Raw genomic sequence first — 13,639 nt, forward strand, 5'->3', positions numbered from 1 at the left:
GGCGTGCGTCAAGCGTGGGTGCATGCATGATACCGAAAGCGGCAGCGTTCTCGGATCGGGTCACCGTCGGCGGTATCCGCATGCATGCGTCATTGTGCCAGTGGCACTACCCATCCGAACAGCTACCGGAGCGCAACCGGTCGAACGACTCGGAGCCCGGTTTGCCTGAGGTGGCTGGCCCGGATCGAAGCCCGCCGGCGCATGAAATGCTCGCTTCCAGCGCGGTGAGCATCGGACAGGCATCGAGCGGAGCATCCGCGACCGCACAGGTGTCGATCATCGCATCCAGCGCGTGTGCCATGACTTGCAGCGTAAGCGATCGAATAACGACGCCCTTGTGTAGAAATCGCTGCACTCTGATGCTACGTGTCCACGTGGACAGCTGGCATCAGAGTGTATGAGTGAAAAACAAGACTTGCGTAGCCGACTGGTTGTTGGCCGAAAACGAGATGGCCGTCGAGAATACGACGATGCTGCCCGCGACGAGTTGGTGCAACTTTGTCTGCAGCCTGGTGTGTCGATAGCGCGAACGGCAATGGAGCACGATCTAAATCCAAATCTGCTGCGCAGCTGGGTCGCCCGCCATCAAAAGATACAGGCCCAGATCGAGCACGATCGGGTAGCTCGGTCGCCTGCAATTTCCGACGGCGTCACAATCGATATTCCCAATACATCACCAGCATTCGTGCCAATCGCGTCGATTTCCGCATTGCCGCCAGCACTCCCGCCTGATCCACCACCTTTGGAGAAATCGATGGCGCTCTCCTTGCATGTGCGCCTGTCCAATGGTGTCGAATTCGATCTTGGCGAGGCGGGCGTCGATGAACTGGCCACGGTGATCCAGATGCTGGGGAGGCTGCCTTGTTCCGGTTCGACGAAGGGCTGAAGGTCTACCTGCATCGCGACCCGGTCGACTTCCGAATGGGCATCAACGGACTGTCGATTCTGGTCGAACAGGCGATGCGTCTGAACCCGATGACCTCGGCGCTGTTCGTGTTCGGCAATCGCCGTCGTGATCGCATCAAGATCCTTGGCTGGGGTGGCAACGGCTTCTGGTTGCTGCTCAAACGACTCGAAGCCGACCGCTTCATCTGGCCGAACGGAGGAGACACAATCACGCTCAGCGCCGAACAGTTGCACTGGCTGCTCGACGGCATTGACCTGGCCGTGATCCAGAAGCATCCCCAGCGATATTACGCGCGGATGAGCTGAACACCACGCAGGTGGCATGGTCTAATCGGCCATGCCGAATAGACCCGTCATGTTGAGCGCGGAGGAGTACGAAGCGCTGATTGCCGCGAGCGCCGAACGCGATGCGCTGCGTGGTGAGCTTCGACTCGTGACGGCCCAGCGCGATCTGGCCGAAGAGAAGCTGCGGGCCTACAAGCACGAACTGTTCGGCGCCTCTAGCGAGGCGCGCCATGCCGACCAACTCGGCTTGTTCAACGAAGCTGAAGCATTGGCCACCACTACCAATGCGCCCGCGCGCGAGGACGCGCCCGGCACGTCTGTCGCCGCCCACACGCGAGGCAAGCGCGGACGCAAACCACTCGATCCGAACTTGCCGCGCGAGGTCGTGCGGCACGAACTACCCGAGTCTGAACGATTCTGCGCGCACGACGGCTATGCCCTCGTGGAGATCGGCGTCGAGACGAGCGAACAGCTTGACGTGATCCCCGAGCAGGTCCGCGTCGTTCAGCACCAGCGTGTCAAGTACGCGTGCCCGTGCTGTGATCTCGGCATCAAGGTCACGCCGGCGCCAGCGCGTATCATCCCGCGCGGGTTGCTCACGGAATCCGCGCTAGCGTGGATCATCACTGGCAAGTACCAGTATGGTATGCCACTGTATCGCCAAACCTCGCTGCTGCGTCGCTTCGGCGGCGACATCTCGTCGAACACGCTGGCCGCCAGCGTGGTGCGGGTGGGACTGGCCACGCAGCCGGTGATCAACCTGATGCGCGACGCGCTGCTCGAATCGGACCTGATCTACGGCGACGAGACAACGTTCCAAGTGCTGAAGGAGCCAGGACGCAGGCCGCAGGCGAAGAGTTACCTGTGGGCGCAGGTCAACGGCTCGGGGCCGCCAGTACGGATGTTCTCGTACTCGCCGGGGCGCGGCGCCCAGCACGCGCAGAAGCTCTATGCTGGCGTGCACCCTGGCACCGTGCTGATGACTGATGGGTACGAGCTCTACAACGGAATCGCCCACGATCACCAGCTCGTGCATCTCGGATGCTGGGCACACGTGCGCCGCGGCTTCATCAAGGCCGAGGAGTCGGTGCCGAAGGCTGCACGCTCGCCGGATCTGCTGGCCACGCGCTTCGTCGTGCTGATCGGCAAGCTGTTCGCGGCCGAGGCGCGCAGCGCGAAGTGGAAACCCGAATGTCGGCGGCGACTGCGTGCGCGATACAGCACCCGCGTGCTCGGCATCATCGAGCGCATGCTGGTCGAGCATCTACCGGGCGTCGTGCCGTCGAGTCTGCTCGGCAAGGCATTGCAGTATCTAAGCGGACAGTGGCCCAAACTGGTTCGCTACGTCGAAAACGGTACCTGGCCGATCTCGAACAACCTGTGCGAGAACGCGATCCGACCGTTCGTCGTCGGACGCAAGGGCTGGCTGTTCTCCGATACGGTAGCCGGCGCACAGGCCAGCGCCAATCTCTACTCACTGGTCGAGACCTGCAAGGCGAATGGCATCGACCCATACCGCTATCTCGTCTGGCTGTTTGCTAATCTGCCGCACGCTTCAACCGCTGACAGCTACGCGGCCCTGCTGCCTTGGGCGTCACCATACAATAACCAACCGACTGGCGAGCCACCGAGTACGAGCCCTTAGCAGTGAACGATGGTCACGCGAGGCCAGCGATTGCGATACTGCTTCTCTTGTACCCGCTGCCGATACGTCGCGACACTGACTCGCTCGGGATTCCGACGAACCACCATGGCGAACAAATCATCCAGCCCATACGGTGCAAGAACCTTGATCGTGTCATCAGGAAGTAGAGTCAACCCGACTGCGGTTGCATACTCTGGCCACGACGCGACGGCGGCCTCCAGCGACTTCAATGGTGGCACGGCGTAACCAAAAGCCGCCTCGAACCAGGTATGAACGGCGGCTTGATTGGTGACCTCCCATGGCAATTGGGGGTGCATCCTGCTTAGATGAGACTGAAACGTTGCGTCGCGCTCTGCAGAAAGATCAGCGCCATCAAAGTACGCAACATCGACGTCACGCAATGCTGACGATGTCTCCAATCCATGCAAAGAGTCCCAGACGAGGTTCCGTACGGCACCAGCACCAATGCACCAGGAGGGTAGATTCAGGGACCGGACTGCAACCAGTGCAGGCCAAAACCATGAAGACTCTCGCGCAAGGGCAACGAGGTGTGCTTCGAAATCAGTTGATGGCATGGGCGAAGAGTCCGCTGGGTAGAGGCGACGATCTGCCGCTGAGCAAACTCGCCGCTCACGGCAAGTCGATCTTAACCGAGTGTGACGCAGATGGAGGAGAGAGGCGTCCTTTACCGACCGCTTACCTTGCAGCGAACGAATTTTCTGTTCCAGTTGCAGCTTTTTCTCGAACGCATAGCGACGGATATCCTGGCAATGGGAATCAGTCCGGCTCGTGAGTGCGAGCAATTCCCGGATATCCCAGAGCGATAACCCGCAGTGCTGGGCATGCTTGATGAAATGCAAGCGGCGCACCGCCTGGTCGTCGTAAAAACGGTAACCGTTCCCGCTTCTCCCGACAGGCGCCAACAGCCCCTCTTTCTCATAGTAGCGAACCGTGTCGATGCTCACGTGAGCCTGCGCGGCGACTTTGCCGATGGTCAGCATGGTGGTTCTCCCGTCTCAGGGCGGCGCACACTGCTAAGCTGGGGTGTCAGCTTCACGATCAGCCTCCGCGGCCCAGTGAGCATCGATCTTTTCGGTCCGGTCCGTCGGTCGCAGGTGGTCGTCAGTGCCCCCGCACCCTGCAAGCGTCTCCGCGAAGGAGTGGGACAGCTCACCGTCCGCCCGCCAGCTCGTGAGGCGAGGCCAGGACGGCGGGCCGGCCTCCGGGCGAGCGTGACTGCCGAGCGGATCTCGCGGCGGGGTTGCTTGTGCCTGCATAGCAGCGACACGTAAAGCGGGATATGCGCCCGCTGGCTGCAACGCGAATTGCTCAATCAGGTGATCGATGAACGTGCGCACTTTTGCCGGCAGGTAATGCCGACTCGGATAGGCGATGTGCACGTCCACACACGGCAGTTGGTACTCGGGCAGCAGACTGACAAGTCGTCCGCTCGCGATGTCGCGTTCGATCAGATAGCTCGGCAGGATTGCGATGCCGTGGCCGAGTAGCGCCAGTTGTCGCAGCATCTCGGCGTTGTTCGCGAACGCCACATTGGTCGGACGCACCCGAACCGCTTCGCCGCCCGGGGCGGTGAAGATGTATGCGTCTCCGCCCTGATCGGCCGGCAGCGACAGACACTGATGCTCGAGCAGCTGTTCCGGCCGCTGCGGCACACCATGCCGTTCGAGGTAACCGGGTGTCGCACACACGGCGATGCATCCGCTCGTCAATCGCCGCATCACGACACTGGCACTGCGCACGCGCTCCGCGATCACGATCCCGACGTCGAAGCCTTCTTCGACCATATTGACCTCGCGGTCGACCAGGGTCACATTGGGCACGACCCTCGGATAGCGCTGTGCGTAGGCATGCAGCGCAGGCGCGAGGTTATTCAGGCCGAACACGACCGGGGCGACGATCCGCAACGTGCCGACGGGCTCGTGGTTGCGGGCAACGAGGCTGTGCTCCAGCTCGTCGAGATCGTCGAGAATCTGCGTTGCCCGCTCCAGGTACACCTGGCCGGACTCGGTCAGCGACAGCGAGCGAGTGGTGCGGTTCAGAAGCCGCGCGCCAAGGCTTCGTTCAAGCTCGGCGATATGCCGGGTCACGACGGAATTCCCCATCTCCAGCGCTATGGCGGCCTTGCAGAAACTGCCAAGCTCCGCGACCTTAATGAAGACGCGCATCGACTGTAAACGATCCATGGATCACTCCCGCGTCAATCGACGTTGGTGGTTGCACTGCGCATGTGAGTGCTGCCGCGCAAGAGGGAGCGCCGTTCATCGCGGCCGGTGCCCCGCTCGCGCTGAATCTCCTCACTCTGCCTTGATGCTAGACCCTGGTGCTAACTCCAGAGTCAAGCAGAACTGGCGTGGCATCCCGATTCCTCACGATGACGCGCTTCGGTCGGTCAAAGGAAGCTGTTCAAGAGCACGGCGTGTCTGGCGGTAAGCGACCTCGATCAGCTCCACGCTGTGCCGGAAATCCAGCAGGTCGATCTCGTCGGTGAGCTGCGGACGCACCACGAAGACCTCGAGTCGGCCGTGAAAATGTTCGCGTTCGGCGGCGTATTTTCCGGCGAGCGCAATCGAAAAGCTGCGCATCAGAATATCCGCCCAGCCGCGCGGCGGTCGCGGACAACGCTGCGCACAGGCGCACTCGATCAGATAGACGGCTCGGGCGCCGAGTGCTTCGGCTTTCGCGAATGGCACATCGTTCGCGAGGCCGCCATCGACGTGCGGCCGACCGCCTAGTTCGACGGGGGGAAAGATGCCGGGCAGGCTCATCGAGGCGATCAGGGGCTCAATCAGATCCCCCTGTCCGGACCAGTAGCACGCGGAACCCGACTGCAGATCGGTGGTGACGATCGTGAGCGGGATCGCGAGCTGCTCGAATCGCGTGGCCGGCAAGGTTCGGCGCAGCATGGCCCGTAGCGGGTCGAGCCCGAGCAGGCCCGCGCTGCGGCCCCCATGGCGCAGCCAGTCCCAGTTCAGGGACACGGCCTGACGCAACCGGAACTCGCGCCACAGTTCGATAAGCCGGGGTGCCGCGATGCCGCCGGCGATATACGCGCCGTTCAGCGCCCCGATCGAGCTGCCGAGCACCATGTCTGCGCGCACGCCGCATTCAGTCAAGGCCTGGTAGAACCCCACCTCCATGGCGCCCCGGCTGCCCCCGCCGCACAGCAGCAAGGCCTTGCGCCCCGGACCAATACCGGCTAACGGTGGTTCCGTTGCGAGCCCTGCGTGCATTGTCATGGGACGCCTCAATTTCAGTCGATCGAGTCCGAAGGTGCTGGCCGTTCACGCGACGAGCTGGCGCGAGCCGCCACCGGCCGCCAGGCCGATAGTTCAAGTGTGGTCCTGCACCCCAGGTCGGCGAAGTGCTCTGTGAGCCAGCGCCCGGCGGCTTCCCGGCCGGAATCGCGCAGCCGGGCAAGGAACGCCGGGTGCGTGTCGAGCTTGGTGCGACTGCCAAGGTCTCTGAACACCTCCTCGGCGGCTATGCGATGAAAATACACGCACCGATATCTCGGGTCCTTCACCACGCCGGCCGCGATCAGCCGCGTGATGCCCGCGATCGCGCGGATCTCTCGCATCAGGCTGGCGTTGAAGCTGATTTCGTTGACTCGGCTTGCGATCTCCTGCGCGGTGCGCGGCACCGCGTCGCGCCGGAACGGATCGACCTGTACCAGCACGATATCGGCAAAGTCCGTACAGCCGTCAACGAGCGGCTCGAGCACCGGGTTCCCCAGAAAGCCGCCATCCCAGTAGTACTCGCCGTCGACCGCGACAGCCGGATAGATCTGCGGCAGGCAGGCCGAAGCCAGCAGCACCTCGACGGAGAGCTCCGCGCCGGTGAAGAGACGCAGGTTGTTGGTCCGCACGTTGGTGGCCGAGACGTACAACCGGATCTTCTGACAGCGCCTGACACACGCGAAGTCGATCGTCTGGGACAGCACCTCCCGGAGCGGATTGAAGTTGAACGGGTTGAGCTGATAGGGCGAGAACGCCTGGCTGATCCAGTCCCACCACTGCGCGACGGGTGACCAGTCCGGTCCCAGCGGATTCAGGGGCCCCGATCGATAAGGGCTGAAGGTGCCGGCCCTGGCCATCGCGGTCCAGAACCGGGAGAGCGCCTCCCTTGCGCCCGGGGCCCCGCCTTTTTCAAAGCCGTCGGCCAGGACGGCGGCGTTCATCGCGCCCGCGCTGGTGCCGCTAATGCTTTCGATGACGAGCCGCTCGTCTTCGAGCAGGCGGTCGAGCACGCCCCAGGTGAAGGCCCCGTGGGACCCGCCCCCCTGCAGGGCGAGCGCAATTTTTTTCATGGATCGATGGCGCACCATCCGTCCTCTCCCGCGGCGCTATGCTTTGGACACGCCGCCACTACCCACAGCGTCGCGCCCATTTCCGGACAGGAGCCGGGGGCGGTCATGTGCGGCGCGTTCGGTGAACCGGCGATAACAGTCCAGTCCGCAGAAATGCATGACGTAGTCGGCTCCCTCCGGCGTGAATGCCGCATCGAGCGGGATCTCCCTGCAACAGACGCCGCAATCAACGGTGCTTGCGTTGCCAGTCTTCATGATCGAATCCCTCCTTCGCCCGCGTCGCCTGAGGCAGGCCACCGAGCGCCCGATTGACAGGCCAGTGGTCCAGGGCCGCAACCGCCTATGGAAGCTGGCGTGCCCGCCCCAGCGCGTTCAGCAGCGCGAAGACAAACAGCGCGAGCAGTACGAGCAGGGCAATGCCTTCGTGTTCGGTGACAAACGCCCCGACCATCGTCCCGGACAGCAGCGCGATGAGAATGGGCAGGTGGCACGGGCAGGTCAGGACGGCCAACGTTCCCCACATCCAGGTACGCCAGCGTGGGCGAGGCGATGCAGTTGGATCAGGACTACGCATGATGGCTCTCCAGTTCGGTCGCGGATCGCGCGGCGCGGATCATCCCGGCAAGTTGCTGGTCGAGTGCCTCCAGGCCTGCACGCCGCGCGACAATCAACGACCGCAGGTGCGCCAGGGATTCGACGGCGGCGTCGCTCCCTGTGTCGAGTTCGCGACACAGCCGGATCAGGTCGTTCAGGCCGATGCCGGCCTCGAATGCCGCGCGCACAAAACGCAGGCGCGTCAACGACTGGGCGTCATAGAGGCCGTACCCGCTCGCAGTGCGCTGTGCAGGGCGGAGCAGCCCGCGCAACACATAGTCGCGCACGACATGGATGCTGACGCCAGCCTCGCTGGCGAGATGGGAGATGGTGTAGGCATTCATGATGATTCGACTCCCGCATGCCCGAGCAGCTGGTTCCCGACCGCCCGCCCGAATTGAAAGGCTTCGTCGACGCTCATGAGCAGCTCGGCTTCTCCGGTCTGCGAGATCCACCGCTCGCCTGCCGGACGAGAGGCGAAGAAATGCACACAGCAGCAGAACGCCTGGCGAATGCTGGCCGTGGTGTGCGGACGCCGCAGTGAGATGACCGCACCCGGCGGCTCGATTCCCGTGACGCGCTCGGGGGTCACGACGAGGGACACCGGCCTGCCGGTTGCCGGGCAACTCGACGCCACGCGAGCGCGCTTGCCGATCATCGCCGGGAACATCAGGGCGTCCAGCGCGCACCACACGTACAGCCGGTGGCCATCGACCTCGAACGTGTGCGGTGTCTCGCGAAGCGTGATGCCGTAGCCGGCTATATGGCCCCGATCGTCGTACTCGATATCGGGCATCCCGTCGAGCATCGCATTCACGCGCCCCGCCGACCAGCCGAGCGCGGTGGACAGGGTCTGCCGCGATACCGCCGTCCCTTTCGCGAGTTCACGAAGCAGCACAACAAAAAGCTGGGCAAACCCCTCCCGGCGATTGACCATCGCGAGTCCGTCGACAATCTCCGAGACGTAATTGGCGGTGTTCATCCTTTCGCACCTCGCATACTTTGAATGTCACTGCTTCGATAATCGGCGTGGGCCTCGTCGCGGGCGGGTCATCCTGCGCAACAGGACAGTTGCGTCACGTCCTTCGAGAAGGTCTGCGCCGCGAGCTTCAGTCCCTCGACCATCGTCAGGTACGGGAACAGCTGGTCGGCCAGCGTCTGGACCGTCATCCCCGCCCGGATCGCGATCGCCGCCGTCTGGATCAGCTCGCCCGCTTCCGGCGCCACGGCCTGTACGCCCAGAAGCCGATGGCTGCCTTCCTCGACCACCAGCTTAATGAAGCCACGCGTGTCGAAGTTGGCCAGCGCGCGCGGCACGTTGTCGAGGGTGAGCATGCGGCTGTCGGTCTCGATCCCGTCGTGGTGGGCTTCCGCTTCGCTGTAGCCGACGGTCGCGACCTGCGGGTCGGTGAACACCACGGAGGGCATCGCGCTCAGATCGAGCGCAGCATCGCCGCCGGTCATATTGATGGCCGCCCGGGTGCCGGCCGCCGCCGCGACATACACGAACTGCGGCTGATCGGTGCAGTCACCCGCGGCGTAGATGTGCGGCACGCTGGTGCGCATGCCCTGGTCGATCACGATGGCGCCTTGCGCATTCACCGCCACGCCCGCGGCGTCCAGGCCCAGACTGCGTGTGTTGGGCGTGCGGCCAGTCGCGACCAGCAGTTGGTCGGCGCGCAGCTCACCGTGCTCGGTGGTGAGCACGAATTCGTCGTTCTCGTGCGCGACGCGACTGGCCTGCGTGTGCTCGCGCACGTCGATGCCCTCAGCACGGAACGCGGCGGTGAGCGCCTCGCCGATCGCCGGGTCTTCGCGGAAGAACAGCGTGCTGCGCGCGAGGATCGTCACCTCGCTGCCGAGACGCGCGAAGGCCTGTGCCAGTTCCACCGCCACCACCGACGAGCCGATCACGGCCAGGCGCTTGGGTAGCGTCGCGCTCGCCAGCGCTTCGGTCGAGGTCCAGTACGGGGTGTCTTTCAGGCCCGGGATCGGTGGGATGGCGGGACTGGCGCCGGTCGCAATCAGGCAGCGGTCGAACACCACTTCCTGCTCGTCGCCTTTGTTCAGCCGCACGACCAGATGCCGGTTGTCCTTGAAGCGGGCTTCGCCGTGCAGTACCGTGATCGACGGGTTGCCGGCCAGGATGCTCTCGTACTTGGCGTGCCGCAGTTCGTCGACGCGCGCCTGCTGCTGCGCCAGCAGCCGGTCGCGCAGGATCGCCGGCGACGTCGGCGTGATGCCCTCATCGAAGGGGCTGGCCTGCCGCAGGTGTGCGATGTGCGCGGCGCGAATCATGATCTTCGACGGCACGCAGCCGACATTGACGCAGGTGCCACCGATCGTGCCGCGCTCGACGAGCGTCACGCGCGCGCCTTGCTCGACCGCCTTCAACGCGGCGGCCATGGCAGCGCCACCACTGCCGATCACGGCGACGTGCAGCGGCAGTTCGCTCCCCTCGCGCTGCGCGCCGGCACCGAACCAGCCCCGCGCCTTGTCGAGCAATCCAGCCGGCGGCGTCGACGTGCCGGCCGGACGGGCGCCGTAGCCAACCCGCGCCACGGCGGTGGTCAGTGCTTCAACCGTCACGTGCGGGTCACTCTCCACCTCGGCCTGTGCCTTCGGATAAGACACGCTCGCCGCGCGCACGCCCGGCTCCCGCTCCAGGGCGTCCTTGACGTGCATCGCGCATGAGTCACAGGTCATGCCGGTAATCTTCAACTGAATCATGCAAAAGCTCCTTTGTCGTTGCGCCAACGCGTGGGGTGGTCAACCGTGTTTGGGTGGAAGTTCGCAGCCATCGGGGCCGCACCGGCGAGTTGCTGGGGCGCGGAGATCCCAGATCGACATGCCGACCATAAATACCAGGCCAACGTAGAGCAGCGGCGCGGTCGGCAGGCCATAGAACCGCATCAATACCGCGGCGGACAACACCAGCAACGGCCCGATCACGCCCAGTGCCGTACGGTGCCATTGGCGGTGACTGAACCAGCCCAGCCCGTTGGCGAGCAGCGCCAGCGCCGCGAACAGCGGGATCAGCGTGGTGATGAAAAGTCCCTCCCATCGGGCGAGGAAACCGAGTCCGATCGCCGCCCCCAGGCTGGCGAGGGCGGGAAAGCACGCGGCACAGCCCATTGCAGAGGCGATACTGCCGAGTACTCCCGCCTTGTCGGCGATGCGTGTAATCAGTCCCATGATGTCGCTCCCGAGTGTATGGCCGCTACTGCTTGACGCTGGACGGATAACCGGCGTTCTTCGTCGCGTTGATGAGCGCAGCGACGTTGGTCCTGGCATCGTCATACGTCACCTGGATATCCGTCTCGCCGATCACGGCGATGTCCTTGACGCCATCGACGCGCTTAAGCGCAGCCCGAACGGTGACGGGGCAGGATGCGCAGGTCATGCCGGGCACCGAGAGCGCCACGGTCTTCATGGCGGCCCAGGCCGGGGCGCTGAGGGTAGCTGCGAGGGCAGCCAGGACAACGAATCGCTTCATGACAATCTCCTTTTAATAAAACAGCGGCATGACGTAAGGGAAGCCGAGCGCGATCAGCATCAGGGCAGCGACGACCCAGAAAATGAGCTTGTAGATGGCGCGCACCTGCGGTACCGCGCACACCTCGCCGGGCTGGCAGGCGTGTGCCGGACGGAAGATGCGGCGTCCGGCAAATAACAGTGCGACGAGCGCCACGCCGAGGAAGACGGGGCGATACGGTTCCAGTGCGGTTAGGTTGCCGATCCAGGCACCGCTGACCCCCAGTGCCACGAGCACCAGCGGCCCCAGACAGCAAGTCGAGGCGAGAATGGCGGCGAGGCCACCGGCCGCGAGCGCACCACGACTGGTCTTCAGTTCGTTTCCGGGTTCCCCCTGCATCGGCGTCTCCTTTCAGATGATTGGACGATGATGTAACCTTAGTTCCGTAGTCCAGTACGGAGTCAAGGAGTATGTTCAGCGATCCGCAAAGCCTGACCATTGGGGCCGTTGCCAGGGCGGCCAACGTCAATGTGGAAACGATCCGGTTTTATCAGCGCAAGGGGCTGCTGCCCGAGCCGGACAAGCCCTACGGTGGCATTCGCCGCTATGGCCCGGCCGACGTGGCGCGGGTGCGTTTTGTCAAATCGGCCCAGCGGCTCGGCTTTACGCTGGATGAGGTTGCCGACCTGCTCCGGCTCGAGGACGGCACGCACTGTCATGACGCAAGCAGCCTCGCTGAACACAAGCTCAGCGATATCCGGGCGCGGCTCGCGGACCTCGCGCGGATGGAATCCGTGTTATCTCAGTTGGTGTGCGCCTGTCATGCGAGCAAAGGCACGATTTCCTGCCCGCTGATCGCGTCGCTTCAACATCAGTCGTCGCAAGCCTGAGTAAGGTAGAGTCGATCGAACCCGAGGCCGCTTCCACCTGTCCCGGCAGGTAGTCGGCCGATGCGTGCTGTAATCACAGCGTGCCGGCACGACGGGCACCCGTCGGCGGGGCGAGGCCGATCTCATGCGGGACCGGCTCGCCGCCACATCAGGCGCCGCGACAGACCCGACGCGCGGCTGGCAACATGGGCCGCGTGCTCAATGCGACGCAGGCAAATGCTCATTGCGGCCATGTCGGCTGACCGCCGGCATAGCCGAATGACGTGCACACGTTGTCGATGGTCAATGGCCTCGGTAGAGACCGCACTTTGGATCCATCGAGCATGGCATTGCGCCATGCTGCCACGTGCCTCGAGCATCCGCCGGCGAGCCGGCCTCGGATTTTTCCGCGGCTTTGCCGCCGTAGGATTCATCCGTTACAGCCGCCGTTCCCGCCTTCGCCGCCCCGGTGGCCTCCCGTTCCCGTTGCGCGAGCGCCTCATGCCGTTGCTGAACGATACGCTCGGCAGCCCGAATATCGGCCGGGTAATAGGGATCATTAGCGCGCCCCGGCTGGTAGCCGGCCTGCTCCAGCTCGATGAGTTCAGCGCGCACTTGCGCGCGTGTCACGGGGCCGCTCGATTGTTGCGCGAATGTCATGGCCGGGACGGCCAGGAGCGATGCCGCGACTGCTGCATGGATCAGCGATTTCATGATGATGATCTCCACGACTTTGCGCTGCCGGCGTCAAACACAGCGCCAGAAGCTGAGACTCGGCCACGCGAGGTGTTGGCAGTCGGCGCCGTACTCCGATGAGTTCAATCGCGCCCTGGTGGCTGATTCCAGCTTATGTCCGGAGCAATGTACGGTTTCAAGACTAATCTTGCGGCTGCATCGGATAATGCCGAGCGATACAAGCCCGCCGGCGCAGCGATGGCGTACGGTCTGGCTCTCGCCACCGTTTCCCGATAATCCCGCGGACTCCTTACGATTGCCGTGTCGCCTGGCCACGAAGTGCGCAGGTATCCGCAGGCGCTCGACCCGCGGCGCAAGATTGCGACTGCCCCATCCCGACCGATTCGGTTCACGATCGCGTGCCGTTAGCCACGGCTGTTCGGTGGCAGTTCGCAACCGTCCGGCCCGCAGCGGCGACGAGCGGGCGACATGAAATCCCAGATTGACATGCCAACCATCAACGCAAGACCGGCATAGAGCAGCACCTCACCGCGCCAGCCATAAGTCAGATACACCGCGGACAACACCAGCAGTGGCCCGATGACCCCGAGTGCCGTGCGACGCCATTGGCGGTGACTGAACCAGCCCAAGGCATTGGCCAGCAACGCCAGCCCAGCGAACAGCGGTAACAAAAGGGTTATAAACACGCCCTCGAACTGGCTTAGAAAACCCAGCCCGACCGCCGCCCCGAGGCTGGCGATTGCGGGGAAGCACGACGCGCAGCTCATCGCGGAGACGATGCTACCCAGGATCCCCGTGTTGTCTGCAAGGCGAGTGAACAGTCTCATGATGTCTCTCCCCGG

The 13,639-nt window shown here is 64.0% G+C and carries 17 protein-coding genes and 1 pseudogene; 4 read left to right on the forward strand and 14 right to left on the reverse strand.

Annotated features, from left to right (window positions below; genetic code table 11):
• Positions 1-397 precede the first annotated feature (397 nt).
• Genes KH616_RS00310 through KH616_RS00320 form a run of 3 tightly spaced genes read left to right on the forward strand, consistent with a single transcriptional unit; the run spans position 398 to position 2,836 of the window.
• Positions 398-886, forward strand: a complete 489-nt coding sequence (locus KH616_RS00310; protein WP_111946431.1) for a transposase — start codon at positions 398-400, stop codon at positions 884-886.
• Complete coding sequence (tnpB, locus tag KH616_RS00315) at positions 862-1,212, forward strand: IS66 family insertion sequence element accessory protein TnpB (RefSeq protein WP_027810102.1); 351 nt, start codon at positions 862-864, stop codon at positions 1,210-1,212. Before KH616_RS00310 ends, tnpB begins: the two co-directional genes overlap by 25 nt.
• Positions 1,213-1,243: 31 nt before the next feature.
• A complete protein-coding gene (locus tag KH616_RS00320) occupies positions 1,244-2,836 on the forward strand; it encodes an IS66 family transposase (RefSeq protein WP_059888143.1) in 1,593 nt (530 codons plus the stop codon).
• On the opposite strand, the gene KH616_RS00325 is transcribed toward KH616_RS00320, so the two are convergent.
• From KH616_RS00325 to merT, 12 genes and pseudogenes are all read right to left on the reverse strand, one after another.
• Entirely contained in the window at positions 2,833-3,837 is a 1,005-nt protein-coding gene (locus KH616_RS00325) for a nucleotidyltransferase family protein (protein ID WP_292232722.1), read from the reverse strand. The genes KH616_RS00320 and KH616_RS00325 overlap by 4 nt on opposite strands.
• Positions 3,838-4,155: 318 nt before the next feature.
• Positions 4,156-5,040 (reverse strand): annotated as a pseudogene (locus KH616_RS00330) (LysR family transcriptional regulator); the annotation flags it as partial.
• Positions 5,041-5,223: 183 nt separating this feature from the next.
• A complete protein-coding gene (locus tag KH616_RS00335; protein WP_081062883.1) occupies positions 5,224-6,093 on the reverse strand; it encodes a patatin-like phospholipase family protein in 870 nt (289 codons plus the stop codon).
• A 14-nt stretch (positions 6,094-6,107) separates the two neighbouring features.
• Positions 6,108-7,163 carry a patatin-like phospholipase family protein gene (locus tag KH616_RS00340; protein WP_089454093.1) on the reverse strand — a complete coding sequence of 352 codons (1,056 nt, stop codon included), beginning with the start codon at positions 7,161-7,163 and terminating at the stop codon, positions 6,108-6,110.
• 36 nt (positions 7,164-7,199) lie between these two features.
• Positions 7,200-7,418 (reverse strand): DUF3330 domain-containing protein, encoded by a 219-nt coding sequence (locus KH616_RS00345; RefSeq protein WP_115531502.1) that lies wholly within the window; start codon positions 7,416-7,418, stop codon positions 7,200-7,202.
• Between the two features lie 85 nt (positions 7,419-7,503).
• Positions 7,504-7,737, reverse strand: coding sequence for a broad-spectrum mercury transporter MerE (gene merE / locus KH616_RS00350; RefSeq protein WP_059888149.1), 234 nt, complete (start codon positions 7,735-7,737; stop codon positions 7,504-7,506).
• A complete protein-coding gene (gene merD / locus KH616_RS00355) occupies positions 7,730-8,101 on the reverse strand; it encodes a mercuric resistance transcriptional repressor MerD (RefSeq protein ID WP_059888151.1) in 372 nt (123 codons plus the stop codon). Before merD ends, merE begins: the two co-directional genes overlap by 8 nt.
• Positions 8,098-8,739, reverse strand: a complete 642-nt coding sequence (gene merB / locus KH616_RS00360; protein WP_059888153.1) for an organomercurial lyase MerB — start codon at positions 8,737-8,739, stop codon at positions 8,098-8,100. Before merB ends, merD begins: the two co-directional genes overlap by 4 nt.
• 68 nt (positions 8,740-8,807) lie before the next feature.
• Entirely contained in the window at positions 8,808-10,487 is a 1,680-nt protein-coding gene (gene merA / locus KH616_RS00365) for a mercury(II) reductase (RefSeq protein WP_059888155.1), read from the reverse strand.
• Between the two features lie 39 nt (positions 10,488-10,526).
• Positions 10,527-10,952, reverse strand: coding sequence for an organomercurial transporter MerC (merC, locus tag KH616_RS00370; protein ID WP_059888157.1), 426 nt, complete (start codon positions 10,950-10,952; stop codon positions 10,527-10,529).
• Positions 10,953-10,977: 25 nt separating this feature from the next.
• On the reverse strand, positions 10,978-11,253 hold the full coding sequence (merP, locus tag KH616_RS00375; protein ID WP_059888158.1) for a mercury resistance system periplasmic binding protein MerP: 276 nt from the start codon (positions 11,251-11,253) through the stop codon (positions 10,978-10,980).
• 12 nt (positions 11,254-11,265) lie between these two features.
• Positions 11,266-11,631: a mercuric ion transporter MerT gene (merT, locus tag KH616_RS00380; protein ID WP_059888160.1), complete on the reverse strand. Its 366-nt coding sequence runs from the start codon at positions 11,629-11,631 to the stop codon at positions 11,266-11,268.
• Positions 11,632-11,702: 71 nt separating this feature from the next.
• On the opposite strand from merT, the gene merR reads away from it, so the two are divergent.
• Positions 11,703-12,122 (forward strand): Hg(II)-responsive transcriptional regulator, encoded by a 420-nt coding sequence (gene merR, locus KH616_RS00385; RefSeq protein ID WP_059888162.1) that lies wholly within the window; start codon positions 11,703-11,705, stop codon positions 12,120-12,122.
• A 282-nt stretch (positions 12,123-12,404) separates the two neighbouring features.
• Here the strand turns inward: merR and KH616_RS00390 are convergent, their stop codons facing one another.
• Positions 12,405-12,815, reverse strand: coding sequence for a DUF4148 domain-containing protein (locus KH616_RS00390; protein ID WP_081062886.1), 411 nt, complete (start codon positions 12,813-12,815; stop codon positions 12,405-12,407).
• A gap of 386 nt (positions 12,816-13,201) precedes the next feature.
• On the reverse strand, positions 13,202-13,624 hold the full coding sequence (merC, locus tag KH616_RS00395; protein ID WP_059888164.1) for an organomercurial transporter MerC: 423 nt from the start codon (positions 13,622-13,624) through the stop codon (positions 13,202-13,204).
• Positions 13,625-13,639: the final 15 nt, after the last annotated feature.

Source organism: Burkholderia sp., assembly GCF_018375725.1.
In the GTDB taxonomy this organism is placed as follows: Bacteria; Pseudomonadota; Gammaproteobacteria; order Burkholderiales; family Burkholderiaceae; genus Burkholderia.